The organism is Actinomycetota bacterium (assembly GCA_035540895.1).
Taxonomy (GTDB): domain Bacteria; phylum Actinomycetota; class JAICYB01; order JAICYB01; family JAICYB01; genus DATLFR01.
In genome coordinates this window covers 1-23,163 of record DATLFR010000004.1, presented here as the reverse complement: position 1 = coordinate 23,163, position 23,163 = coordinate 1, and the positions used below count along the sequence as shown (strand labels likewise).

Annotated in this window: 21 protein-coding genes; 11 read left to right on the top strand and 10 right to left on the bottom strand. The window is 70.8% G+C overall.

All coding sequences use genetic code 11. The annotated features are described in order from the left end of the window. The 5 genes from VM840_00250 to VM840_00230 form a co-directional block, all read right to left on the bottom strand. Positions 1–211 (bottom strand): redoxin domain-containing protein (locus tag VM840_00250; protein ID HVL80004.1); only part of this gene is annotated, 211 nt, incomplete at its 3' end. Between the two features lie 9 nt (positions 212–220). After that, the gene (locus VM840_00245; protein ID HVL80003.1) at positions 221–1,288 is read right to left on the bottom strand and encodes a hypothetical protein; all 1,068 of its coding nucleotides are present in this window, start codon (positions 1,286–1,288) and stop codon (positions 221–223) included. Next, positions 1,288–4,311: an MFS transporter gene (locus VM840_00240; GenBank protein ID HVL80002.1), complete on the bottom strand. Its 3,024-nt coding sequence runs from the start codon at positions 4,309–4,311 to the stop codon at positions 1,288–1,290. Before VM840_00240 ends, VM840_00245 begins: the two co-directional genes overlap by 1 nt. 2 nt (positions 4,312–4,313) lie before the next feature. Beyond that, the gene (locus VM840_00235; GenBank protein ID HVL80001.1) at positions 4,314–6,503 is read right to left on the bottom strand and encodes an ABC transporter permease; all 2,190 of its coding nucleotides are present in this window, start codon (positions 6,501–6,503) and stop codon (positions 4,314–4,316) included. A gap of 13 nt (positions 6,504–6,516) precedes the next feature. After that, positions 6,517–8,235 (bottom strand): hypothetical protein, encoded by a 1,719-nt coding sequence (locus VM840_00230; protein HVL80000.1) that lies wholly within the window; start codon positions 8,233–8,235, stop codon positions 6,517–6,519. 160 nt (positions 8,236–8,395) lie between these two features. On the opposite strand from VM840_00230, the gene VM840_00225 reads away from it, so the two are divergent. Continuing rightward, complete coding sequence (locus tag VM840_00225; protein HVL79999.1) at positions 8,396–8,782, top strand: NUDIX hydrolase; 387 nt, start codon at positions 8,396–8,398, stop codon at positions 8,780–8,782. A 1-nt stretch (position 8,783) separates the two neighbouring features. Here the strand turns inward: VM840_00225 and VM840_00220 are convergent, their stop codons facing one another. Further along, positions 8,784–10,820, bottom strand: coding sequence for a hypothetical protein (locus VM840_00220; protein HVL79998.1), 2,037 nt, complete (start codon positions 10,818–10,820; stop codon positions 8,784–8,786). A gap of 253 nt (positions 10,821–11,073) precedes the next feature. Between VM840_00220 and VM840_00215 the strand changes: the two genes are divergently transcribed. Beyond that, the gene (locus tag VM840_00215; GenBank protein HVL79997.1) at positions 11,074–11,472 is read left to right on the top strand and encodes an MmcQ/YjbR family DNA-binding protein; all 399 of its coding nucleotides are present in this window, start codon (positions 11,074–11,076) and stop codon (positions 11,470–11,472) included. On the opposite strand, the gene VM840_00210 is transcribed toward VM840_00215, so the two are convergent. Further along, entirely contained in the window at positions 11,449–12,834 is a 1,386-nt protein-coding gene (locus VM840_00210) for a magnesium chelatase (protein HVL79996.1), read from the bottom strand. The genes VM840_00215 and VM840_00210 overlap by 24 nt on opposite strands. 72 nt (positions 12,835–12,906) lie before the next feature. On the opposite strand from VM840_00210, the gene fdxA reads away from it, so the two are divergent. The 4 genes from fdxA to VM840_00190 are packed head-to-tail and all read left to right on the top strand — an operon-like array spanning position 12,907 to position 15,327. Beyond that, positions 12,907–13,200 carry a ferredoxin gene (gene fdxA, locus VM840_00205; protein HVL79995.1) on the top strand — a complete coding sequence of 98 codons (294 nt, stop codon included), beginning with the start codon at positions 12,907–12,909 and terminating at the stop codon, positions 13,198–13,200. Between the two features lie 18 nt (positions 13,201–13,218). Next, on the top strand, positions 13,219–13,431 hold the full coding sequence (locus tag VM840_00200; GenBank protein HVL79994.1) for a hypothetical protein: 213 nt from the start codon (positions 13,219–13,221) through the stop codon (positions 13,429–13,431). Next, entirely contained in the window at positions 13,428–14,576 is a 1,149-nt protein-coding gene (ilvA, locus tag VM840_00195; GenBank protein HVL79993.1) for a threonine ammonia-lyase, read from the top strand. Before VM840_00200 ends, ilvA begins: the two co-directional genes overlap by 4 nt. 46 nt (positions 14,577–14,622) lie before the next feature. Beyond that, on the top strand, positions 14,623–15,327 hold the full coding sequence (locus tag VM840_00190) for a hypothetical protein (protein ID HVL79992.1): 705 nt from the start codon (positions 14,623–14,625) through the stop codon (positions 15,325–15,327). Between the two features lie 21 nt (positions 15,328–15,348). Here VM840_00190 and VM840_00185 read toward each other — a convergent pair whose 3' ends face one another. Further along, the gene (locus VM840_00185; protein HVL79991.1) at positions 15,349–16,236 is read right to left on the bottom strand and encodes a fructose bisphosphate aldolase; all 888 of its coding nucleotides are present in this window, start codon (positions 16,234–16,236) and stop codon (positions 15,349–15,351) included. A 164-nt stretch (positions 16,237–16,400) separates the two neighbouring features. On the opposite strand from VM840_00185, the gene VM840_00180 reads away from it, so the two are divergent. From VM840_00180 to VM840_00165, 4 genes are read left to right on the top strand one after another with little or no spacing between them, the layout of a single operon-like run. After that, positions 16,401–18,176, top strand: a complete 1,776-nt coding sequence (locus VM840_00180; protein HVL79990.1) for a CoA-transferase — start codon at positions 16,401–16,403, stop codon at positions 18,174–18,176. Between the two features lie 53 nt (positions 18,177–18,229). Beyond that, a complete protein-coding gene (tatA, locus tag VM840_00175) occupies positions 18,230–18,397 on the top strand; it encodes a twin-arginine translocase TatA/TatE family subunit (protein HVL79989.1) in 168 nt (55 codons plus the stop codon). A 44-nt stretch (positions 18,398–18,441) separates the two neighbouring features. Next, positions 18,442–19,251 carry an Mrp/NBP35 family ATP-binding protein gene (locus tag VM840_00170; protein HVL79988.1) on the top strand — a complete coding sequence of 270 codons (810 nt, stop codon included), beginning with the start codon at positions 18,442–18,444 and terminating at the stop codon, positions 19,249–19,251. 7 nt (positions 19,252–19,258) lie between these two features. Continuing rightward, entirely contained in the window at positions 19,259–20,338 is a 1,080-nt protein-coding gene (locus tag VM840_00165; protein HVL79987.1) for an amidohydrolase family protein, read from the top strand. Here VM840_00165 and VM840_00160 read toward each other — a convergent pair. Then, positions 20,335–21,171 (bottom strand): TIGR03619 family F420-dependent LLM class oxidoreductase, encoded by an 837-nt coding sequence (locus VM840_00160; GenBank protein ID HVL79986.1) that lies wholly within the window; start codon positions 21,169–21,171, stop codon positions 20,335–20,337. The two genes, VM840_00165 and VM840_00160, sit on opposite strands and share 4 nt — an antisense overlap. Then, positions 21,168–22,394, bottom strand: a complete 1,227-nt coding sequence (locus VM840_00155) for a cation:proton antiporter (GenBank protein ID HVL79985.1) — start codon at positions 22,392–22,394, stop codon at positions 21,168–21,170. The genes VM840_00160 and VM840_00155 overlap by 4 nt, the downstream gene beginning before the upstream one ends. Positions 22,395–22,408: 14 nt before the next feature. Between VM840_00155 and VM840_00150 the strand changes: the two genes are divergently transcribed. Continuing rightward, on the top strand, positions 22,409–23,163 hold a 755-nt coding region (locus VM840_00150; protein ID HVL79984.1), incomplete at its 3' end, for a DNA-formamidopyrimidine glycosylase family protein.

The following is a 23,163-nucleotide window of genomic DNA, read 5'->3' as shown; positions in this document are numbered from 1 at the left end:
CCCCGATCGTGCGCGCGCCCGCCTCGACGATCCGCGGGTTCTCCTGCCGGAGCTGAGCCAGCAGGTCCTTGCAGTGGATGCAGCCGAAGTGGCGGAAGAAGTTCAGGAGCACCGGCCGGTCGCGCCAGAGGTCAGCGGTGCGAATCAGGGTGCCGTCGGGCGAGTACAACGCGACATCGGGAGCCTGGTCCCCGGGCTGCAGCCTCGGCATGGCGGAAGGTTACAGCAGGCCTCGGGGGGGCTCGGCCCGCGCACGTGCGAACCGGCCTATCCCGCCGATCGGGGAAAGGTCCTGCGGCGCCGGTGACGACGAGCCGGCCGCGACGGCCGGGCGGGGGGTGTCCCTGGTCAGCGCCCACAGCCCGGCCGTGAGGGCGGCGAGGGCCAGCAGGGCGATCGCCCTCGCCTGCAGGTCGTCGGGAGCCTCCCGCACGCCGCGCGGTCCTACATCACCCGGCGCGGCGGGGGCCGTGTCCGTAGCGAGGTCGACCGCGTCCAGCTCGCCGAGTCCGTCCGTGCTTCCCAGGAACGGATCGGCGAACCCGGAGTCGAACGGGTCCATCAGCGACGCGAAGGCGTCGTCGCTCAGGGGGCCGAGGGCCCCCTCCTCCTCGTCCTCGCCGAACCCCGGGTCGACCACGAAGGAACCCGTGGAGGGGTGCTCGAACGAGATCTCGAACGGCACCGGACCCGGGTCCGGGACGAGCAGGATGCTCCAGAACTGCGGGAAGGACTCGAAGACCTCGTTCAGCTTCCAGATCACCGAGGTCGGGGACTCCCGGTTGGGGACGAACTCGCCGGGCAGCGCGACGAGCTCGCACAGCCCCACGGGGCGGTTGTCCCACATCTGGGCCTGACCCCCCGCCCAGGGTGCCGTGAGTGGGCACGCGAGGATCTCCCAGGGCGCCTCCTCGCGCACCCGCTGATGCGGCGCGGGGGGAGCCGAGAGGGAGGCGACCTTCAGCTCGAGGACGGCGCCGGGCCCCGTGTCCCCCATGTACGACAGGGCGGCGACCGCCGCCGGCTCCGCGGGCTCCGCTTCCTCGTCGACGGGTGACGAGGGCAGGATGTTCGGGGGCGGGGTCGGCTGCTTCGCCACGTAGAGCCCCTCCTTCGGGACGGTGGGCGGAGGCGGAGGCTCGACGGGGGCCAGGGCGCGCTGGTGGGCCCGGTACCACCACCCGTGATCGACGAGCGACTCCCCGGCCGCGCCCGCCCCGCCGATCGACAGGAGCTGCCAGCCGAACGCCCCGAGGCAGACGAGCGCGGCGGCGAGCGATCGCCGCATCATCCCGACCGCCTCCCCGTGCGCTTCGCTTCCATGGTCTTCGAGCTCCCCGACCGGTGTATCACGTCGAGGTCTCCACCGAGGTAGGACTCGATCACGCGGGGATGGGAGAGCACGCGTCCGGGCGTGTCGCGCAGGATCACGCGCCCGAGCTCGAGGGCGACTATCTCGTCGGAGACCTCGGTGATCAGCGGCATGTCGTGCTCGATCACGAGCAGGGCGCAGTCGGTCTCCGACTGGATCCTCCGCAGCAGGGGCCCGAGCGCCTCCGTCTCCCGCTGGGCGATGCCGGAGGAAGGCTCGTCGAGCAGGAGCACGACCGGGTCGTGGGCGATCGACATGGCCAGGTCGACGATCCGCCTCGTCCCGGTCGAGAGCTCGGAGACGAACTTGTCCCTGAACGCCCCGAGACCCATCAGCTCGATCAGGTCGTCGACCGTCCAAGCCACGTCCTGCTCCGACTCCTGCACCGCCGGGAGGTCGAGCAGGGACGCCAGGTGGTCGCGTACCTCGATATGGCGCTCCAGGCCGAGCGCGATGTTCTCGGCGACCGTGAGAGCCGGGAAGATCCGGGCGTCCTGGAAGCTGCGGCCCAGACCGAGCGCGGCGCGCTGGTCCGCGGCCATCTCGGTGACGTCGGTGCCAGCCAGGTAGAGGCGCCCGTGGTCCTGCTGCAGGTGTCCGGAGATGAGGTCGAAGATGGTCGTCTTCCCGGCCCCGTTCGGTCCGATCAGCCCGAGGATCTCGTTGTGGTGCAGGACGATATCGACCTCGTCGACCGCGGTTATCCCCCCGAACCGCTTCGTGAGCCCCCGCACCTCCAGCACGACCGGACGGTCGCCGTTGAGCGACTGCATCTCCGCGGTCTCGCCCGGGTCGGGCTCCCGGACCTCCGTCGTCGCCTTGGCTCTCTTCCGCTTCCCCTTCCCACCGACGGACCCCGCCCCCTCGAGGAATACGGACCGCAGGATGTCCCCGCGCTCGAGGAGCTCCTCCGTGGGTCCGGAGAAGCGCACCTCGCCCTTCTCCATGAAGTAGGCGCGGGACGCGACCGTGAGCGCCACGTTCACCGACTGCTCCACGAGGATGATCGTCGCCCCCTGCGCGTGGATCGCCCGGACGATGTTCAACAGCTGCTCGACCACCGTGGGAGCCAGGCCGAGGGAGAGCTCGTCGATCATCAGGAGCCTGGGCTTGGCGATGAAGGCCATGCCCAGCGCGAGCATCTGCTGCTCGCCGCCGGACATGTTCCCGGCCATCTGGGTCCAGCGCTCCCCGAGCCGGGGGAACATCTCCAGCACCTCCTCCGTCCCGCGCTGGACCGCCTCCGGGCTCTTCGCATACAGCCAGGACGCGGCCTTGAAGTGGTCGGCGACCGTCAGCGTGGGGAAGACCGCCTTCCCCCCGGGGACCTGCACGATCCCGAGCTTCGCGCTCTGGACGGCGTCCGCGTGGGTGATGTCGCGTCCGTCGAAGAAGATCGCCCCTCCCACCGGGTCGACGAGGCCGGAGATGGCCTTCAGGAGCGTCGACTTGCCGGCGCCGTTCGTGCCGAGCAACGCGACGATCTCCCCTTCCTCGATCTCCATATCGACGCCGAACAGGACCTGGACCTGGTCGTAGGCGACCTCGACCCCCTTGCAGACGAGCAGGGCGCGGCTCCCCGACTCCGCCAGCTCGTGGTGCAGCCTGACCGCGGTCTCCAGGGTCCTGGCCGCTTGGTCTATGTCCCGCAGGACGAACCTCGACGCGGTCACCCCGATCAGCGACGCGAAGGCAACCAGCGCAGCCAGGACGATGACCGCCACTCGGTACCCGCGGGTCTCACCGATACCGCCGATGACGAACCCGAGCATCCCGCCCGCACCCAGGATCAGGACCGCGTACGCGTAGGCCTGCGAGCGCACCTTGGGCGGGGAGACCTGCCCGACGAGCGAGAAGTAGGCCGGCTGGAACGACCCGATCCCCAGCGAGAGAAGGAAGGCGAACGCGACGGACACCGACACCCAGGGGGAGGCCGCCATCACAACGAGCCCGACCGCGAAGGCGAGGAAGGAGAGCGCGGTGATCGTGGCGAGGTGCTGGAGGCGGCCTTCACGCACGACCCGGGAGGCGAGCCAGCCGCCGATCAGGAGCCCGGCCGCTATCCCGGCGTTGCGCAGGAACGTGATCCAGCCCCGCCCGGCCGGCCCGAAACCGTAGACGTTGTCGAAGAAGAAGGACATGATCCCGCCCAGCGGGATCCAACCGACGCCGAGGAAGAACGCGCCGAGCCAGAGCCGCTTGAGGGTCCGGACCGCGAACAGCTGACGTCGCGCCTCGGCGAACGGGGTCGGACCCTCCTTCGCCGCGATCTCCTCGGCGAGCCCCTTGTCGATCGACTCGCCCCTCAGCGGCTCCCGAAGGGCGAGGGTCGCGAGGATCAGCGCGAACGAGGGGAGGGCGAGGAGGTAGAACGCCCACTCCCAGCCGATCAGCTTCGCGATGTAGCCGGCCGCGAGCCCCCCGACCGCGCTGGCCGGGTTCGCGAACCGATGGACCCTGAACACGCTCGGGTGGGACCTCATCGGGTAGTAGTCCGACAGCAGGCTCGGGTGGATCACCTCGTTCGAGATGCGCCCGATGTTGGCCAGCAGCCGGATCAGCAGCAGCAGCCAGACGCTGAGCGCGAGGGCGCCGGCCAGACCGGTGGCCACCGACATGACCGCCCACACGACCGCCGAGACGGCGGCGATGCGGACGCGGTTGAACCGGTCCCCGAGCCAGCCGATCGGGAGCGCGGCGATGAGCGAGAGAGCGCTCCCGACCACGATGATCCCGATCACGGAGGCCTCGCTGATGGCGAAGGCGTCCCGGATCTCCGATACGAGGGTCTCGAAGGCGAGCCGGTCGAACTCGTCGACGAAGTTGAGGCCGAAGAGCACCGCCAGCGGCAGGGCCGAGACCCCGCCGGTCGCCGCGGCGAGCCGTCCGCCGCGGGCCGCCTTGGCCTCCCCGGCCGTCTCGAGCGTCTGCGTGTCCACCCTCAGCTCCCCCGGACGGGTCCGGGACCGACCGCCTCGAGCTCCTCGGTCTGTCGCTGCGCGTCCGAAACGACGTGCTCCTCGGCCTCGTCCGGCTCGATGCGCCGGTCGGCGACGAGGGATGGGACGTGGAGGCCGTGGCGGTTCGCCACCCAGCGCAGGAACGCGTCGCGAGCCCCGTACAGCACCTCGGCGAACCCGCCCGGGAGGACCATGAGGACGAGGAGCAGGCCCGGTCCGGTCACCAGGAACTGGATGCCCGGGAGCCAGTCGCGTCCGAACAGGTAGATCCCGTGGATCACGAAGGTGGCGACGATGACGCCGCCGATCGAGGTGAGACCGCCTATCACGGCGATCATGAAGATGTAGATGCTCAGCTCGATCCCGTACGTCGACTGGTCGATCGCGCGCAGCTGGTAGGACATCAGCACGCCCCCCAGCGAGGCGATCGCGCCCGAGACGGCGAACGCAGCCAGCTTCGTGCGGGTGGGGTTCACGGAGTAGCTGGCGGCGGCGCGGGGGTTCTCGCGAACGGCCATGAGCACTCGCCCGGCTCGGTTGCGCCGGTAGGCCCGGGCGGCGAGGACCACGCCTCCCAGCGCCGCCAGGCACAGGTAGTAGTAGCCACGGCCGGGGAACCCCCCCTCCGTCAGGACCACCCGCTGCCAGAGGACGGGCACCTCGATCTGGCTGGCCCGGTCGGGGCGCAGGAGCCTCCCCACCAGGTAGGTGTCGTTGAGGAAGTAGAACTCGACGGCCGCGCTGAAGGACAGCGTCGTGACCGCCAGATACAGACCCTGGATCCGGACCGCCGGGATCCCGACGAGCACGGCCGCCACCGTCCCGGCGGCCACGCCGACCGCGAGGCTCAGGAAGAAGTCCATGTTGAAGTCGGCGGCCATCTTCCCGGCGAGCGCGGCGCTGATCCCCACGATGCCGAACTGTCCGAGCGAGATCTGTCCCGCCCAGCCGGTCAGGACGACCAGGGAGACGGCGATGATCGAGTAGATCACCAGGATCTGCGCGTCCCCGTACCGGGCCACGCCCACCAGGTTCGGCAGGAGCAAGAGGAACAGACCGGCGATCAGGTAGACGCCGGCCCGGAACCCGATCACCTCGGGGAGCCGGCGCAGCTCGTGAGGGGTGGGCCGGAACTCCTTCACGGTCTGCCAGGTCGAGACGCCCGCGTCGTACGCCCTGGACAGCTTCCCTCGCTGGAGCAGGAGGGCGGCCAAGATGACGCCGAACATGATCGCCGTCGCCAGCGAGTCCCGGCCGGTGTAGACGACGGACGCCTCACCGAGCACGCCGGCTCCCATCCCGGCGACGAGCGCAACGGGTATCGACTCCATGCGGGCGACGACGGCCGCGGCGAGGGCAAAGATCAGCACCTTGTAGCCCAGGCTCCCGTCCGTCGGGACGCCCACGAGTGCCGCCCGGAAGTAGATGGTGAACGCGGCGAGGGTGCCCGCGATCACCCAGGAGACCGTCTGGACCCGCTTCACCGGGATGCCGAGCAGACTCGCCCGGTCCGCGTTCTCGGCCGAGGCCCGCAGAGCGACCCCCATCCGCGTGTAGCGGAGGAAGAGCGCGAGCGCGGTCACGACTATCGCGATCCCGACGATGGAGAACGGGTAGTCGCCGCTGAAGCGCTCGTTGCCGAGCGTGAACACGAACCGCTTGAAGGGGGTCGGGATGTACGAGATCGGACGGCCGGCGCTGCCCATCCAGATGGGGATCATGAACGCGAAGTAGGCCAGGAACTGGGCCAGCCCGATCGTGGCGACGGTGAGGATCAGCCTGGGGGACCGCGCGAACCTCCGGATGATAAGGACGTCGGCGATCCCCCCCAGCGCGGCGCCCCCGACGATGGCGAGCGGGAAGCAGACCAGCCACGGCCACCCCTTGATGACGAGGAGCAGGCAAGCGGTGACGCCGGGGATCGCCCCGAGCGCGGCCGCCGCGAAGTTGATGATCCTGTTCGTGCGGTAGATCAGGATGATCGCGACGGCGAGGATCCCGTACAGGGAGCCGAGAGCCACGCCGCTGAACATCCCCCCGTACGTGGCGCCGAACAGGTAGCGACTGACCACGAACAACCCCACCACGGGGACACCCGCCTTGATAGCCGGACCCGCCACGGGATGCCCGAGGGTCGAGGTGACCGCGTCCGGGGCCCTGAGCGTCCTCATCTCCGGCTCGCGATCAGCGCGGCTTCGGCGGCAGCTTGAGCAGCCCGGACGGGTACTCCCCGGGGTAGAACCACCGTCCGTTGTTCAACGTGACGTAGGTCCCGTTCTGTCGGTTGAACGGCGACTGCTGGTTCGGGCTCCAGAACACCTCGCGCATCCCCTTGATCCAGGTGTAGTCGCCGCGCCCGAACCCACGCGGGTTCATGTACTCGTTCTGCCGTCCCTCGGGCGTGATCTCACCCATCCTCAGAGCCCCGGCCTCGACCGTGAGCGGGTTGAGGTTGGGCCCGGCCGATTGGAGCATCGCCAGGATCATCCCGTAGTGGTCCCACTCGGCTGCCATCGCCTGGTGGGGGGCTCCCGTCCGACCGGACTCGCGCCAGACGCGGGTGGCCGCGTTGGCCTCCCGGAACTCTGCCTTCGGCTGCTGGGCGAGTCCGAACGCGTTGTGGAACTGCGTGCCCCGCGGCGGCAGCGTGTTGTCGTACGCCTGCGCGGCGGCATCCGCGTCCATGTATCCGCTCCCGATCACCACGTGCTCGGGGTAGTACCTCTGCTCCTCGCAGGTCTGGTAGAGGAAGATCGGCGCGACGAGGTCGCAGAAGCAGATGATCGTCGTCGCCTCAGGGGCCTCCTTCATCTTCCGGTAGGCCGCGTCGCGCTGCTGCTGGGCCGTGTTGATGTCCTGCGCGTAGTAGTACTCCTTGGCGATCTGCGCGCCGCACTGCTGCTGCATCAGGTCCTTCAGCTCCCGGATGGCGAGCCTGTTCTCGGGGTCGTCCGTCGAGATGACCCCCACGACCCTGTTCATCGCCTGCAGCCGCGCCTCGCCCGCGTGCTCGGCCCGTCCACCGTGCATGCGCTTGCAGTACCAGTCGGCCACGTGGCGCATGTGCTGGGATCCGCCCATGAGCAGGTCCCAGTGGTACGGCCGTCGCTGCTGGTTGAAGATGTCCCGGAACCCCCAGCCCCCGGAGTTCATGACCTTGAGCCGCGAGAGCTCGTCGAAGGCCGGTGAGGCGAGCGAGGTGTGCCAGTTCACCCAGAACGGCTGACGGCTCTGGACGATCTCCCGCATCTCGTTGCGTAGGCACGGGTAGTCGGGCGGCACGGACTTGCACCGGCCCTGGATGACCTCGATCGAGACCTTGCGTCCGTAGAGCTCGTAGCGGTTGGCGGCGAAGGTCTCCACCGCGCGGGCGAAGTTCTGGTGGTTCTGCATGCCCGGGTTGGCTCCCTGCGCCGTCAGCAGCGCGTCGACCGCCTCCCCGAGGTTGCCCAGGTACTTCACGATCTTGATCGTGTCGCCCGTCACGCCCCGGTACGTGGCCCCCCCGTTGTTGCCACCCGCCCACTTGCCCACGCACGGCGGGCTGTACGGGTAGACCGCCGGGTCGTACTGGCGGCCTCCCACGCAGTGACTCGTGTCGCCGGTCGGTCCGGCTGCCTGTCCTCCGCCACCGCCCGGTCCGCCGGGTCCGCCGCCCGGTCCGCCTCCGGAAGCGCCGCCGGAGATCGGCTGTCCGGTCGTGGGGTCGATGGCCACGCCGCCCGGGCCGCCCTCTCCCGTGGGGTCGCCGGTCCCGTCGAAGGCGGTCGAGCCGCCCGGCCCGGACGCGAGCCCCCCCAGCTCACCGGGCGATTTGGACGGCGCGATCGCGATGATGAGGATCTGGACGATCACTATCGCCGCGAGCGGAAGGTACCTGAGGATCGGGGCGCGACCCTTCACGGCCCCCCCGCGGTACGACGCGAACCGGCGAACGGGTGCATATGTCCTCCCCGACACGACCCGACCTCGTTAGGCATACCACAGGGGACGGCTCCGCCCCTGTCGAACGAGGAACGTCTCCCGGGCTCCCGCGGTTCACGTCCTCGGCGATGCTGTGACGGTGCAACCCGTGGTGGCGGTGTCGGCGATCTGCGTCCATGAGGGGGCGCTCCTGATGGTGCGCCGGGCGTCCGGTCCTTACGCGGGGCGGTGGACGCTCCCGGGCGGCAAGGTCGAACCCGGGGAGCGGTTGGCCGACGCCGTCCGCCGCGAGGTGCGGGAGGAGACGTCCCTGGAGGTCGAACCGGGGGACGTGGCCGCCGTCCGGGAGGTCATCGGGGACGGACACCACTTCGTGATCGTCGTGCACCACGCCAGGCCGGACGGGGGGCGCGTGACCCCGGGGGACGACGCGAGCGAGGCAGCCTGGTGGCCGCTCGGACAGGTAGACGGGCTCCCGACCACGGACGGGCTCGTCCCGCTCCTGCGCGCGGCCGGGATCGTCTAGGTCAGGCCCCCCTGACCCGGCTGCGCTTCGACTCGAGGAAGTCGACGAGCAGGTACTCGCCGAGCGTCTCGGGCGTCGTGTAGAAGGCGCGGCCTCGGTTCAACGCGGTCATCTGCTCTACGAAGCGCCGCATCGCGGGGTCGCGGTCGAGCATGAACGTGTTGATCACGATCCCCTCCTTCGTGCAGCGAACGACCTCCCGCAGGGTCGCCCGGATCGTCTCGGGGTGCGCGGGCCAGTCGAAGAAGACGCTCCCGTCCGGCAGCAGGTGTGAGGTCGGCTCCCCGTCCGTCACGACGATGATCTGCCGCGAGGCCTGGCGGAACCGCGAGAGCTCGCGTCGCGCCAGGTACAGGGCGTGCTCCAGGTTCGTCCCGTACACCTCCTCCCACCCCAGGCCCGGGAGCTCCTCGGCCTTCAACCGGCGCGCGTAGTCGGAGAACCCGATGAGGAAGAGCCGGTCGCGCGGGAAGATCGACGAGATGAGGGAGTGGAGCGCCAGCCCGACCTTCTTCGCCGCCACCCAGTTGCCGCGCATCGGCATCGAGAGCGAGAGGTCGATGCAGAGGGCCGTCGCCGCCTGCACGCGGTGCTCGGTCCGTTCCACCATGAAGTCGTCGGGACGTATCCGGACGGGGGTCCCGGCTCCCGACCGGCGGACGGCCTCGAAGACCGTCTCCTTCACCTGGATGTGGAAGGGATCCCCGAACTCGTACGCCTTGAGGTCACCCGAGCGGTCGGCTCCCTGTCCGACATGCGGCACCTCGTGGTCGCCGGCCAGCGCCGTCCGGAGGCGCTTGTAGACCGAGCCGAGCGCCTGCCGTCCGATCCGCCGCACGCCCTGGGGGGTGAGGTCCAGGCGTCCGCCCGTCCGTTGGACGTAGCCGGCTTCCTCCAGCATCCGTTCGATCTCGGCGAGCCGGCGCAGGTCCTGCGCGGCCTCGTCCCCCAGCAGGTCGGACACCCGGTCGAGGTCGAGCTCGGACAGGTCCGACGGCTTCTCGGCCGACCGCAGGTAGCGCTCGAGCTCCTCGGCGTCCTGGAGCCGCTGCAGGACGTCCACCGCCTGAGACATCGAGAGCGCCTCGTCTCCCTCGAACGGGTACGGACGGTCCCACTGCTGCGGCATCAGGTCGCGCATCGACCTCGCGAGCTCGGACATCTGGAACGCGAGGTCGGCGTCGGAGAGGAGCGCCGTGGACAGCTCCTCGAGCCGCTGACGCTGCTCCGGCGACATCGACGCCATCATCGCCTCGGCGGCGGCCATGCGGCGGGCGAGCGATTCCATCAGCTCGGCGAGGTCGCGCGGGTCGTCGGGGAAGAGGTCGCCGTAGCGCTGCATGAACCCGTCGAAGTCGTAGGGCTCCCCGGCCGCGTCCGCCCTGATCATCTGGTTCAGCTCGGTCAGCATGTCGCGGACGCGCGCCATATCCTCCGGCGTCATGTTCTGCAGGGCCTGCTCGGCTCCCCGGAAGTACTGCTGCAGGACCTGCCGACGCAGCTCGTCGACCAGCTCGTTGAACCGCGCCTCCGCCTCGGGAGACATGAAGTCGTAGCGCTGCAGCGACCGCAGCGCCTCGGCCGGACGGTCCGCCATCCGGTCCAGGTAGTCGAGGCGGTCGTCCAGACGGGAGCCGAAAGGCGGCTCGCCCATCTCCCGCTCCAGCGCGGCGAGGGGGTCGTCGTCCGGCTCGGGGGGAGCGCCGCTCTCGTCCCGCAGGCGCAAGCGGTCCTCCACCTCGCGGCGTTCCAGCTCACGGACCTCGTCCAGGGAGTCGAGGATCTGCCGGGTCACCGAGTCCATGTCGTAGCGGCCGAGCTCCGACCGCCTCATGCCGCGCAGGCGCTGGGCGAGCGACTGCAGACCGGTCACCCGGCGCCCGCCCGCCTGGAACCCGCGCTGCATCATCCGCCGCATCGCGTGGGACAGGTCCCCGAACTGAAGGAGGTCGTCGCTCACGCTCTCCAGGACGTCGTCCGCCTGCGCCCACGGGTCCTGGGTGCCGTCCCAGCGGGAGTAGCGGTTGGCGGGGCTCACGCCCCGAGCGTACCCCCGCGGTGGGAGGCGGGAGCCCGGGGAGCCCGAGGGCCTCTGGGCGCGATCGCCGTTGCGGGACACACGCCGTGGTCGGAGCGTGTCCGCGGCTCCCGCGTGTCCAGAGGAGGCAACATGCTGCCGCTCCCGGACACGCGGCCCCTCGGGCTCCCCGTACGCGCGGGATCCGTGTCCCGAGCCGGCGATCCGGACGGGAGCCGGAACCCGAGCCAGCGAGCGGCGCCATACTGCTCCCATGCCCCGCTCCGCCGCGTGCGAGAAGCTCCGTCGCCGGCTGATCGACTTCGCGCTCTCCCTGCCGGAGGCCTGGGAGGACCACCCGTGGGACGAGGTGGTGGCGAAGGTCCGCAAGAAGGTCTTCGTCTTCTTCGGCTCCGACCCGAGCGTCGGGTGCTTCAACATGACCGTGAAGCTGCCCGGGTCGGGTCCGGACGTCCTGAACGAGCCCTTCGCGGAGCCGTCCGGTTACGGGCTCGGACGCAGCGGGTGGGTGACGCTGTCCTTCGACTCCCCCGGGCAGGTCCCGGTCGAGTTCGTGGAGGACCTGATCGTCGAGAGCTACTGCGCGGTGGCGCCCCGGAAGCTGGCCGCTCAGGCCGACGCGGAGCGCTCAGCCCCCGTAGACGGCGCCTGACCCGGTCGGGGTCTTGTTCAGCCTCCGCCCCAGGTGGAGCCCCTCGCAGATGAACTCGAGCGCGGCCGCGGTCGTCGCGGGCGACTCCCCGGCTCCCAGCGACTGCAGGGCCTGAGCCATCCCCTTCAGCTCGCCGAACTGGCGGCAGAGCTCCTCCGCTCCCATGCCAACCCCGGTCTGCACCTCGAGCCCCTCCTCCTCGAACCGCCTGACGAGGTCCGGGAAGGTCTGCCCGCGCATCCGACGCTGGTAGACGGCCTGGACGGCCTGCCGCACGAGCTTCGTGAGGATGTCGTCCTCGCGTCCCTCCTCGAGCGCCTCCACCTCGATCTTGCCGAGCGTGGACGAGGCCATCGCCTCGAGGTCCGAGATGCGGGGGACGGCCTCGGGCTCCCCGAGCCGGACGGCCCGGCGCAGCGCGCTGGCCGCGACCGTCTCCTGGTTGGCGATGGATAGACGGACGGACACGCCGCTGCGCTGGTTGATCTGTCCGGACCGGCGGGCCTGATGGGTCACCTCGGCCACGATCTCGGACATCCACTCCGGGAAGCGGACATCGTCCGGGACTTGAGCCTCCCGTCGGACTATCTCCGCCTCCTCGGCGGCCGTCCGGGGGTAGTGGGTGCGCACCTGGGCGCCGAAACGGTCCTTCAGTGGCGTGATGATGCGTCCGCGGTTCGTGTAGTCCTCCGGGTTGGCCGACGCGAGCAGCACGATGTCGAGCGGGAGCCGGATCTTGTAGCCGCGTATCTGGATGTCCCGCTCCTCGAGCAGGTTGAGCAGGGCGACCTGGATCCGCTCGGCGAGGTCGGGGAGCTCGTTGATCGCGAAGATGCCGCGGTGGGTGCGGGGGATCAGCCCGAAGTGGATGGTCAGCTCGTCGGCCAGGTAGCGGCCCTCGGCCACCTTGATCGGGTCGACCTCCCCGATCAGGTCGGCCACCGAGATGTCTGGGGTGGCGAGCTTCTCGCCGTAGCGGTCCTCGGGGCCGAGCCACGCGATGGGGGTCTCGTCCCCCCTCTCGCCGATCAGCTCCCGGCAGGCCGTGCAGATGGGAGCGAGCGGGTCGTCGTTGATCTCGCACCCGGCGACGGCGGGGACGGCCTCGTCGAGCAGGCCGACGAGCGTGCGCATGATCCTGGACTTCGCCTGGCCGCGTTCGCCGAGGAAGATCAGGTCGTGCCCGGCGAGGATCGCGTTCTCTATCGCGGGCAGGACCGAGTCCTCGTACCCGACGATCCCCTCGAAGACGCGCTCGCCCCCCCGGAGGCGCGCGAGCAGGTTCTCGCGCATCTCGACGTGTACGGGGCGCGGGCGGTAACCCGAGGCCCTGAGCGCTCCGAGCGTGGCCGCCTGTTCCATCGGCGCCTCCCGTTGAATGACGGATGGTCAGTATATTGATGCCCGACACAGTTCACCGAGGAGAGAGGACCGATGACCTACGTCATCTGCGAGCCCTGCGTGGACATCAAGGACCGCGCCTGCGTGGAGGAGTGCCCCGTCGACTGCATCTACGAGAGCGGCGCCCAGCTGTACATCCACCCCCAGGAGTGCGTCGACTGTGACGCGTGCATGCCCGTCTGCCCGGTCGACGCGATCTTCCCAGCCGACGACGTGCCGGCGGAGTGGAAGAACTTCATCGAGATCAACTCGAAGTTCTTCGACGAGCATCCGGACGCCAACGGCGGGGCCTCGCAGAGTCCGTACGCGCCTCAGCTCGAGGACTGAGGTCCGGACGCGGCGGTCGTGAACACGATCCGCCCGACGGACGTGGGCAAACGGGTCTCCATCCAGTTCTTCTCGGACGACGGCTCCCGCGCGGAGGCCGTCGGCACGTTCGAGCGCGCCGAGATGGAGGGGGGCGACGTCACGATGTACGTCCGCAAGCGCGACGACACGCTCGTGGCGGTGCCGGTCCGTCGGATCCGGTTCGGCAAGGTCGTCGGGCCGCCCAGATGACGACGCTCGGGGAGGTCCAGGAGGCGGCGGAGCTGCTCTCCGGCGTCGCCCGCCGGACCCCCATACTGACCTCGTCCAGCCTCGACGAGCGGGTCGGGGGCCGGGTCCTGATCAAGGCCGAGCACCTCCAGCGCACCGGGTCATTCAAGGTCCGCGGCGCCTACGTGCGTCTGCACCGGTGCACGCGCGGCGACTCGGCGCGGGGGGTGGTCGCGGCCAGCGCGGGCAACCACGCGCAGGGGGTGGCGTGGGCGGCGTCCGAGCTCTCGATCGCTTCGACGATTGTGATGCCCGTCTTCGCTCCCCTGCAGAAGGTGGAGGCGACCCGCCGGTACGGCGCGGAGGTGGTTCTCCACGGGGAGACCTTCGAGGAGTCGCTCGCCCACGCGCAGGAGCTCGCCGCGGACCGAGGCGCCCTCTTCGTCCACCCCTTCGACGACCCGCACGTGATCGCGGGGCAGGGCACGGTCGGACTCGAGATCCTCGCCGAGGCGGGCGAGGTGGATCGCGTGGTCGTGCCGTTGGGGGGAGGGGGGCTCATCTCCGGGATCGCGACCGCCGTGAAGGCGCTCGCTCCCGGGGTCGAGGTCGTCGGGGTCCATCCGGCGGCCACCCCGCACACGATCGCGGACGGGGCCGCCGTGAAGGAGCCGGGCGAGCTGACGCGTCCGATCATCGACGATCTCGTGGACCGGGTGATCGAGCTGGGCGAGGACGACATCGCCGACGCGATCCTGTTCGCGCTCGAGCGGACGAAGCAGGTGATCGAGGGAGCCGGGGTCCTGGCGCTGGCGGCCATGCTCGCCGGGGCCGTCCCCGCTGCCGGACGGACCGTCGCCGTCTGCTCGGGGGGCAACATCGACCCCGGCCTCCTGATGCGCGTCATCCGCCACGGCCTGGGCGCCGCGCACCGCTACCTGGTGGTGAGCCTCACGCTGGACGACCGCCCCGGGCAGCTGCGGATGGTGATGGACCTGCTGGCGAGCATGCTCGTGAACGTGCTCTCGGTCGTGCACCACCGCTCCTCCCCCCGGCTCGCCGTGGGCGCCGTCGAGGTCGAGCTCACCCTGGAGACCCGGGACCGGTCGCACGCCGACGAGGTGGTGCGGGCGCTGGAGGAAGCCGGGTACGGGGTGCGGAAGTGAGGTTCCCCGGCCTTTCCGCGACCCCGCTGATAGACTCGGCGGCATCATGACCACCCGCCAGCAGCGCCGCGCTCGCGCACGCGCCCCCCTCGAGAAGAAGCGCTCGGGGCTCGGCTTCGTCGCGATGCTCACCGTCATCCTGCTCGCCGGGATCGCCGGTGTGGTGTTCCTGCGCGCGAACCCGCCGAAGCTCACGCGCGGTGCGCTGGCCACCGACCACTGGCACGCGGCGCTCAAGCTCCAGCTCTGCGGGAAGCCGATCGGACCGTTCCCTCCGACGGAGGGCGAGATCCACACCCACGGAGACGGTCAGATCCACGTGCACCCGAAGGACCCCGCCTACACGGGGGACAACGCCAACCTCGGCGCGTTCTTCCAGTCGGCCGAGTCGACCCTGGGGCTGGACGACGAGGGGAAGCGCTTCCTCGCGATGCCGGACGGCAAGACCTACAAGGACGGGGACGAGTGTCCGGACCTGGAGGGCACCCACGAGCTCGTCGTGCTGAAGAACGACGAGCTCGTCGAGGGAGACCCGCACAAGCTGATCATCCACGACGGCGACGAGATAGTCGTCCGGTTCGGGCCCGAGCCCAAGCCGGGAACGCCGCCCGCCCCGAACCCGCTCACCGAGATGATGCAGCAGTTCCAGCAGCAGATGGAGCAGCAGCAGGGCGGTGCGCCTCCGGGAGCCGAGGGAGACCCGGCCCAGGGGGGCCCGGACGGCAGCGACCCCGCGACCCAGCCTCAGTAGCGCCGGGTCCGCGCCACGCTCTCAGGTGAGCGAAGCGCGGTAGATGCTCTCGATGGACGCGTCGAGCGTCCGGTCGAACTCCTCCTGCGACTGGTCCGCGTGCAGCCCCTCGGTCAGCGCGCGCGAGAAGCTCGCGATCACGCCCTCGTTGCGCGCGAGACGCTCGCACGCCTCCTCGCGGCTGTAGCCGCCCGACAGCGCGACGACCGCCAGGACCTTCGGGTGCTTCACCAGATCCGAGTAGAACCCGTCGGCCTCGGGCAGCGTGAGCTTGAACATGACCTGCTGATCGGAGCCGACCTGGTCCAGGTGCTCGGTCAGATGCTGCTTGAGCATCTCCTCGGCCTTCGCCTTCTCCGGGCTGTGGATATCGACCTCAGGCTCGAGGATCGGAACGAGTCCGGCCCCCAGGACCTGGGCTCCCACCTCGAACTGCTGGGCCACCACGTCGCGGATACCCGCGTCGTCGGCGAGCTTGATCACGGACCGGGCCTTCGTCCCGAAGATGCCCTTCTGGCTCGCCCGGGACAGCAGGTCGTCCAGGCCCCCGATCGGTTTCATCACCTGGACCCCGGCCGACTCGTCCGTGAGGCCCTTGTCGATCTTCAGGAAGGGGACGACGCTCTTGCGCTCCCACAGGTAGTCGGCCGTGGGCTGCCCGTCGATCTCGCGGTCCATCGTGTCCTCGAACAGGATCGCGCCGAGGACGCGGCGGCCGTCGAAGACCGAGCTGGTGATGATCCGCGTGCGCATCTGGTGGATGAGGTCGAACATCTCGGCGTCGCTCGAGTAGGCGTCCTGGGGGACCCCGTACTGGGACAGGGCCTTGGGGGTGCTGCCGCCGCTCTGATCCAGGGCCGCGATGAAGCCCCCGCCGCTGCGTACCTTCTCGAGCTGCTCGTTGTTCATCGATGGTCCTCCGTCGATCCCGCCGGGACCCGTGAAGGACCCGGTCCTCCGACGCCTCATGTCGAGCCGGGCGCGTCGTCAGCCTATCGCGGGCGACCGGGCCGGCGTCCCCCGGCGCGGGGCGGCCATGCGCTCGTCACGCGCATCCCCGTACAGTTGCCCACATGCCGACGGACCCCATGGAGAGGCTCGCGCGTCTCTCCGACCGCGCCACCCACATCGCTCGGGGGCCCGTGAAGGCGACGACGCTGTCCGGCGCGATCCGCCGGCACGTCAAGCCCGGCTCCCACGTCCACCTCACCTCGGGGCTGAACCGTCCGCAGGCGTCCGTGTACGAGGTGCTGCGGGCCTTCCGCGGCCGGCGCATGAGGCTGACCCTGTCGTGCATGTCGCTGGCCGGCCCGTACGTCCTGCTCGTCACGGAGGGCCTGGTCTCGAAGGCCATCTGCGCCTTCCACGGCGACACCCTCCCGACGCCGGGCCCGAACCCGATGCTGCAGCAGGCGTATGCCGAGGGCAGGTTCGAACTCTCCTCCTGGTCGATCCTCTCGTTCACGCAGAGGCTGCTCGCCGGGGCGCTGCAGCTCCCGTGGATGCCGACGAACTCGCTGGCCGGCTCGTCGCTGGTCCACGACCCGGACGTGCTGACCGCCGGCGCCGCGGTGGCCTACCGGGGGGAGGGTCCGGGACCGGAGTCGGACGGCGTCACGGCCGTCCGCGCTCTCGTCCCAGACGTCGCTCTCGTGCACGCGCCGGCCGCGGACCGGTACGGCAACGTCCTCCTCGGCGCCCCGTTCGGCGACCACTGCCTGGGGGCGTGGGCCGCCACGCAGGGAGCGATCGTGACGGTGGAGCGGATCGTCGACCCGGAGGTCGTGGCCGCGCACTCGTCGCAGATGCGTCTCCCAGCCGAGATCGTGCTGGCGGTCTGCGAGGCACCGTTCGGCGCCCATCCGGGTCCGCTGTTCGCCGGCGGGGTGTCCGACGTGGTGGAGCCGTACGCGGAGGACGTCGAGTTCGTCACCGCATTCCGGAAGGCGTGCCGCGACCCACAAGCGATCGACGAGTGGCAGCACACGTGGGTGGACGACGGACACGCCGCGTACCTGTCCGCGCTCGGGACGGACCGCCTCGCCCGCCTCCGCGGCCGGGCTCAGCTCGGATCCTGGCGGGACGACATCCTGACGTCCGGGTCGGTCTTCCGGGCCGACGAGGCCCGGGACACGGAGCGCGCGGTGATAGCGGGGGCACGGGTGCTGTGCGAGCGGGTCCGGGAGCGTGGCCTGGAGACGGTCCTGGCCGGGGTCGGTCTGTCCAACCTGTCCGCCTGGCTCGCCCGGACCAAGCTCGCCGCCGACGGGATCCCGGTCCAGCTCATGGTCGAGCTCGGGATGTACGGCTACGTGCCGGCGCCGGGGGACCCGCTGCTCGTGTCGAACCGGGCGGCCGCCACCGCCACGGGGCTGGGCGGCGTGATGGACATCCTCGGGCTCGGGCTCGCCCGGACCGCGTCGGCGGGGATCATAGGCGCCGGACAGGTCGACCGCCACGGGCACGTGAACTCGTCGCGGACGGCCTCCGGGAAGCTGCTCGTCGGATCCGGGGGCTCGAACGACGTCGCTTCGCTGTGCCGCGACGTGGTCGTCGTCTGCACCCAGAGCAGGCAGCGGTTCGTCCGCGACGTCGCCTATGTGACCGCTCCCGGGAGCCGGGTCGGCAGCGTGGCCACCCAGCACGGCGTCCTCACGAAGGACCCGTCCTCCGGCGAGCTCGTGCTCACCCACGTCTGGGGGCCGGTGAAGGAGGGGGTCAGGGAGGCGACCGCGAACTGTGGTTGGGAACTCCGCGCAGCGCGGCGGGTGGAACGGCTCGCCGAACCCACCCGCACGGAGCTCGAGCTGGTCAGAGGGTGGGACCCGTCCGAGCTCTACCTCGGTTAGGAGGCCGCCGGGGGTATCGTTAGATCGTCCGCCACCCGATAGGAGGTCCTGAGATGGGACGCATCGGCCCGACCGAGCTCCTCATCGTCCTCGTCATCATCCTCGTCCTGTTCGGCGCCGGCCGCCTGCCCAAGCTCGCCCGCTCGATGCGGGAGGCCCGCGACGAGTTCGAGAAGGGGCGGGACGAGGACAGGGCGGCGACGAACGGCGAGAAGCCCTGAGGCGAGAGCCCCCGCACCGCCCGCCGTCGCGATAGGCTCAGGCGATGGCAGTCCCCGGCGGCCCCATGGCGGGCGCCCCCCAACGGAGCTTCGACCAGCTCGACCGCGTAGCGGTCGTCGGCATCTGCTCGGGCAAGGGCGGGGTAGGCAAGTCGACCACCACCACGAACCTCGCCGCCGCCCTCGCCTCCCGCGGGCACAAGGTCGGGGTGCTCGACGCGGACATCTGGGGTTTCTCCATCCCGAGGATGTTCGGGTTGCGCGGCCAGCGTCCGGAGCCCTTCGAGGACAGGATCGCTCCTCTCGAGCGTGACGGCGTGAAGGTGATCTCGATCGGGTTCTTCCTGGAGCGCGAGGAGGAGTCGGTCGTGTGGCGCGGCCCGATGCTGCACAAGGCGATCGAGCAGTTCCTCGGAGACGTCCACTGGGGCGATATCGAGTACCTGCTGATCGACCTGCCTCCGGGCACGGGCGACATCTCGATCTCGCTGGTCACGTTCGTCCCGGAGATGGGCGCGGTCGTCGTCACCACCCCGCAGCCGGTCGCGCAGAAGGTGGCCGAGCGCGCGGGGAACATGTTCACCGAGAAGGCCCGACTGAAGGTGCTCGGGGTCGTCGAGAACATGTCCGGCGACGTGTTCGGGCACGGCGGCGGCCAGGAGCTCGCCGACACCTTCGGGGTGCCGCTCCTCGCCTCGGTCCCCCTCGATCCCGCGCTGCGTCAGGCGTCCGACGAGGGGACCCCGTTCGTCTGGGCCCAGCCCGACCACCCGATCAGCCAGCAGTTCCTCAGCGCCGCGGACCACCTCGCCCGGTTCCGGCCGCGGCGACGCCTGCAGATCAGCCCGCGCTGACTACCGCATGGCCCGGATCTGGTGCGGGCGGCTGCTCACCCCGGACACCATCCTCTCCCCTGCCGTCGTCGAGACCTCGGACGGCCTGATCCGAGAGGTGCGCGAACCCGAGCCGGGGGAGCGCCACGACCTTCGGCTCGAGGGGACCGTGCTCCCCGCCTACGTGGACCTCCAGGTGAACGGGATGGGCTCCCACTCGGTCGCCGACGCGGACCCCCGGGCCCTGGGAGCCATCTCCGAAGCGCTGCTCGCCGCCGGGGTCACCGCCTGGCTCCCGACCATCGTGACGTGCCCCGAGCCGGACAGGATCGCCGCGCTCGATGCGGTGGCGGAGGCACGCACCGCCCGGGGCCGCGGAGCGCGGATCCTCGGCGCCCACCTCGAGGGACCCTGGATCTCACCGGCCCGAGCCGGGGCACACCGCGTGGGATGGGTCTGCGAACCCGTGGCCGAGGTCGTGGAACGGAGCCTGACCCGCCACGAGGGGCTGGTCCGGCTCGTGACGTTCGCTCCCGAGGTCGCGGGCGCGTCCGACCTACTCGGGGAGGTCCTCCGGGCGGGCGCCGTCGCGTCGCTCGGACACACCAACGCCGACCACGCCCAGGCGTCGGCAGCGATCGCGGCGGGGGCACGCATGGCGACCCACCTCTTCAACGCGATGCGTCCCCCACACCACCGCGACCCCGGCATCGTGGGAGCCGTCCTCGACGACGCGCTCGTGACCGCGAGCCTCATCTGCGACGGCGTCCATCTGCACGACGTGATGGTCCGTCTCGCGTTCCGCGCGAAGGGATGGGAGCGGATGGCGCTGGTGTCCGACGCGGTGGCCACCCGTCCGGACGGCACCCTGCGCGCGGACGCGCTCGCCGGGAGCCGGTCCACGCTGGGCGAAGGGGTGTCCAACGCCGTCCGGGCCTGGGTGCCACTGGAGCAGGCGGCCGCCGCGGCGAGCCTCGTCCCGTCGCGCCTGCTGGGCGTTGCCCGGGGCCGGGCTCAACCCGGCTCCGCGGCCGATCTCGTCATGGTCGACGACGCGGCGCGGCCGGTGGCGACCGTGATGGACGGCGCGCTCGCCTGGGAGCGCTAGCCGCGCACGTGCGGGAGGACGTCCTGCGCGAAGCGCGCGATGTCGTCGGGGTCGTCGAGCCCGAACGGAACGCTCGAGAACGAGACGATGGCGTGGTCGACCCCCAGCTCCGCGAAGGGAGCCAGGCGGTCCGTCATCTCCTGCGCGGACCCGCGCGCGTACTGCGCGACCGATCGGAGGACGTCCGCATCGCCGAGCTTCGACGCCCGCTCCATGTAGGCGTCCACCTCCTGGAACCAGGCACCGTTCCAGCCGTCGGCCAGGCGGGCGGCGATGCCGATCGTCCGGTCTCCCTTGCCTCCCACCCAGATCGGGACCGGTCCCTCGGGGGCGGGAAGCGCGACGGCATCGGTCACCCGGTAGTGCCGGCCCTCGAAGGTGAAGGGTCTGCCGGACAGCAGGCCGCGGATCACCTGGATCGCCTCCTCGAGCCTGGCCAACCTCACGGCCGGACGCGGGAGGGCGAACCCGAACATCGCGAACTCGGGCTCGTACCAACCGGCTCCGATCCCGAGCTCGAGCCGCCCCCCCGAGGCGCGGTCGATCACGGCGGCCTGCTTCGCCACGAGGGCGGGGTGGCGGAACTCGTTGCAGAGCACGAGGGTCCCCAGCCGGACCCGGTGGGTCGCCTCCGCCAGGACCGAGAGCGTCGATAGGGCCTCGAGGGAGCCGATGGGCTCGGGCGTGCCCCCGTACTTGGCGAGGTCGAACACCAGGTGGTCGGAGATCCAGACCGAATCGAAACCGAGTCGCTCGCACTCCACGGCTATCTCGGTCACCCGGGCGAGGGAGACGTCCCGGCCGTAGTGCGGGAGCGCGACCCCGACCTTCACCGGTCCTCGGGGGGCGGACCCGCCGGCACGTGCTCGTCGGTGATCTCGCCGATGGTCGGAGCCTGAGGGACGAGGCGGTCCTTGAACAGCACGCGCAGCGCCGGGGGGACGATCAGCGTGGTGAGGATCGACATGGCCACGATGATCGAGTAGACGTCGTCCGGCAGCGCGCCCGCGCGCAGCCCGATCGCGGCCACGATGATGCCGACCTCCCCGCGGGGCACCATCCCGGTCCCGACGATGAGGGCGCTGCGCCGGCCGAGCTTCAGGGCGGCGAGCCCGCACGGGATCAGCTTGGCGGCGATCGCGACCGCCAGGACGGCCCCGCCGATCCCGATCACCCGGGGGTTCCCGAGGGAGCGCACGTCGACGGCGGTCCCCGTCAGCACGAAGAAGAAGGGGGCGAGGAAGTTCGTCAACGGCCGGATCCGCTCCTCCAGGGCGAACTGCTCGCGCGTCTCGGCGAGGACCATGCCGGCCAGGAACGCGCCCACGATGGCGGCGAGCCCGATGGTCCCGGCGAGCGCGGCGAGGCCCAGACAGATGATCACGCCGACCGCGAACGGTCCGTCCGCGAGCCGGACCCGGTCGATCAGCGACCCGTGGCGCCGCATCAGCCGGGTGCCGACCGTGGCCAGGAAGACGAGGAAGAAGGCGGCCTCCGCGATGAGCACGACCACCTTGACCGCCGAGAGTCCACCCTGCGCGGTCCCGGACACGACGGCGAGGATCAGCAGCCCCAGGACGTCGTCGATCACCGCCGCCCCCAGGATCACGCGTGACTCGATCTCCCGGATCAGCCCGAGGTCCGCCAGCACCCGGGCCGTCACCCCCACGCTGGTGGCGACGAGCGCCGCGCCGACGAACAACGAGACGGACCGCCCCGACCCGAAGACGGAGTTCATCAGCAGGAAGCCCAGGAGCATGGGCGTGATCACCCCGCTGAGCGCGACGGCCGCCGCGGTGGTCCCGACGCGTCTCAGGTCGGAGAACCGATTCTCGAGCCCGACCTCGAACAGCAGGAAGACGACGCCCAGCTCGGCGATGGCGGCGAGCGCCTCGCTCTCTCCGTGGATGAGCCCGAGGGCCTTGGGCCCGATAAGCGCACCCACCAAGAGCTCGCCGATCACGGGCGGTTGGTGGATGCGGGTCATCAGCTCACCGGCGATGCGGGCGAGCAGGAAGATGAGGAAGAGTTCGTACAGGACCTCGGTCGCGTGCATGGGAGAGAAGGAGTATGCCAGAGCTTCCCGAGGTGGAAGGCTTCCGTCGCTACACGGAAGAGCACCTGGTGGGGCGCACGGTCGTGAGGGGACGAGCCCTCGACGACTGGATGCTGAAGGACGTCTCTCCCCGCACGTTCGGGAGCCGGATGTCCGGACGCGTCGTCACGGCTGCGGTCCGCAAGGGCAAGGTCCTGTTCGTGTTCACGGACCCCCCCGAACCCGCCTCACCCGTGCTCGTCCTCCACTTCGGGATGACGGGGCTCCCGGTGGCCGTCCCGGATCGGGAGCCGGTCCACCGGTGGGACCGCCTCGTCCTCGACCTCGAGGACGGCACCTCGTTCAGGTACCGCAACCAGCGGAGGCTGGGGTCCATCCGGATGATCGGACGGGCCGACGTGAACGACCTGAGTTGGGGGCTGGGTCCGGACGCTCTCGAGGCCCCGCGCGGCTGGTACGAGGACACGCTCCCGCGGCGGCGCGGACCGGTGAAGGCCGTCCTGCTGGACCAGGGGTTCCTGGCCGGGATGGGGAACATGTACGCCGACGAGGCGCTGTTCGACGCCCGCATCCGTCCCGGGCGCCCGGCTCACACGCTGGCCGCGGCCGAGGTCGCGCAGCTCCACCGGTCGGTGCGGAAGGTGCTGCGCCGGGCGATGAAGGACCCCGATATGGCCTCCACCCCGAACCTCCCGCTCATGAAGGTCCGGTCGGAGGCCTCCCGGCTCCGGCGGGGAGACGGGGCGGTGGCGGTGGGGTGTCCGAGGTG

Coding starts and splice junctions, on each gene's coding strand:
- VM840_00245 (HVL80003.1), bottom strand. CDS start 1,288: ATGCGGCGATCGCTCGCCGCCGCGCTCGTCTGCCTCGGGGCGTTCGGC.
- VM840_00235 (HVL80001.1), bottom strand. CDS start 6,503: ATGAGGACGCTCAGGGCCCCGGACGCGGTCACCTCGACCCTCGGGCAT.
- VM840_00215 (HVL79997.1), top strand. CDS start 11,074: ATGCCCCGCTCCGCCGCGTGCGAGAAGCTCCGTCGCCGGCTGATCGAC.
- VM840_00210 (HVL79996.1), bottom strand. CDS start 12,834: ATGGAACAGGCGGCCACGCTCGGAGCGCTCAGGGCCTCGGGTTACCGC.
- fdxA (HVL79995.1), top strand. CDS start 12,907: ATGACCTACGTCATCTGCGAGCCCTGCGTGGACATCAAGGACCGCGCC.
- ilvA (HVL79993.1), top strand. CDS start 13,428: ATGACGACGCTCGGGGAGGTCCAGGAGGCGGCGGAGCTGCTCTCCGGC.
- VM840_00190 (HVL79992.1), top strand. CDS start 14,623: ATGACCACCCGCCAGCAGCGCCGCGCTCGCGCACGCGCCCCCCTCGAG.
- VM840_00185 (HVL79991.1), bottom strand. CDS start 16,236: ATGAACAACGAGCAGCTCGAGAAGGTACGCAGCGGCGGGGGCTTCATC.
- VM840_00180 (HVL79990.1), top strand. CDS start 16,401: ATGCCGACGGACCCCATGGAGAGGCTCGCGCGTCTCTCCGACCGCGCC.
- tatA (HVL79989.1), top strand. CDS start 18,230: ATGGGACGCATCGGCCCGACCGAGCTCCTCATCGTCCTCGTCATCATC.
- VM840_00170 (HVL79988.1), top strand. CDS start 18,442: ATGGCAGTCCCCGGCGGCCCCATGGCGGGCGCCCCCCAACGGAGCTTC.
- VM840_00165 (HVL79987.1), top strand. CDS start 19,259: ATGGCCCGGATCTGGTGCGGGCGGCTGCTCACCCCGGACACCATCCTC.
- VM840_00155 (HVL79985.1), bottom strand. CDS start 22,394: ATGCACGCGACCGAGGTCCTGTACGAACTCTTCCTCATCTTCCTGCTC.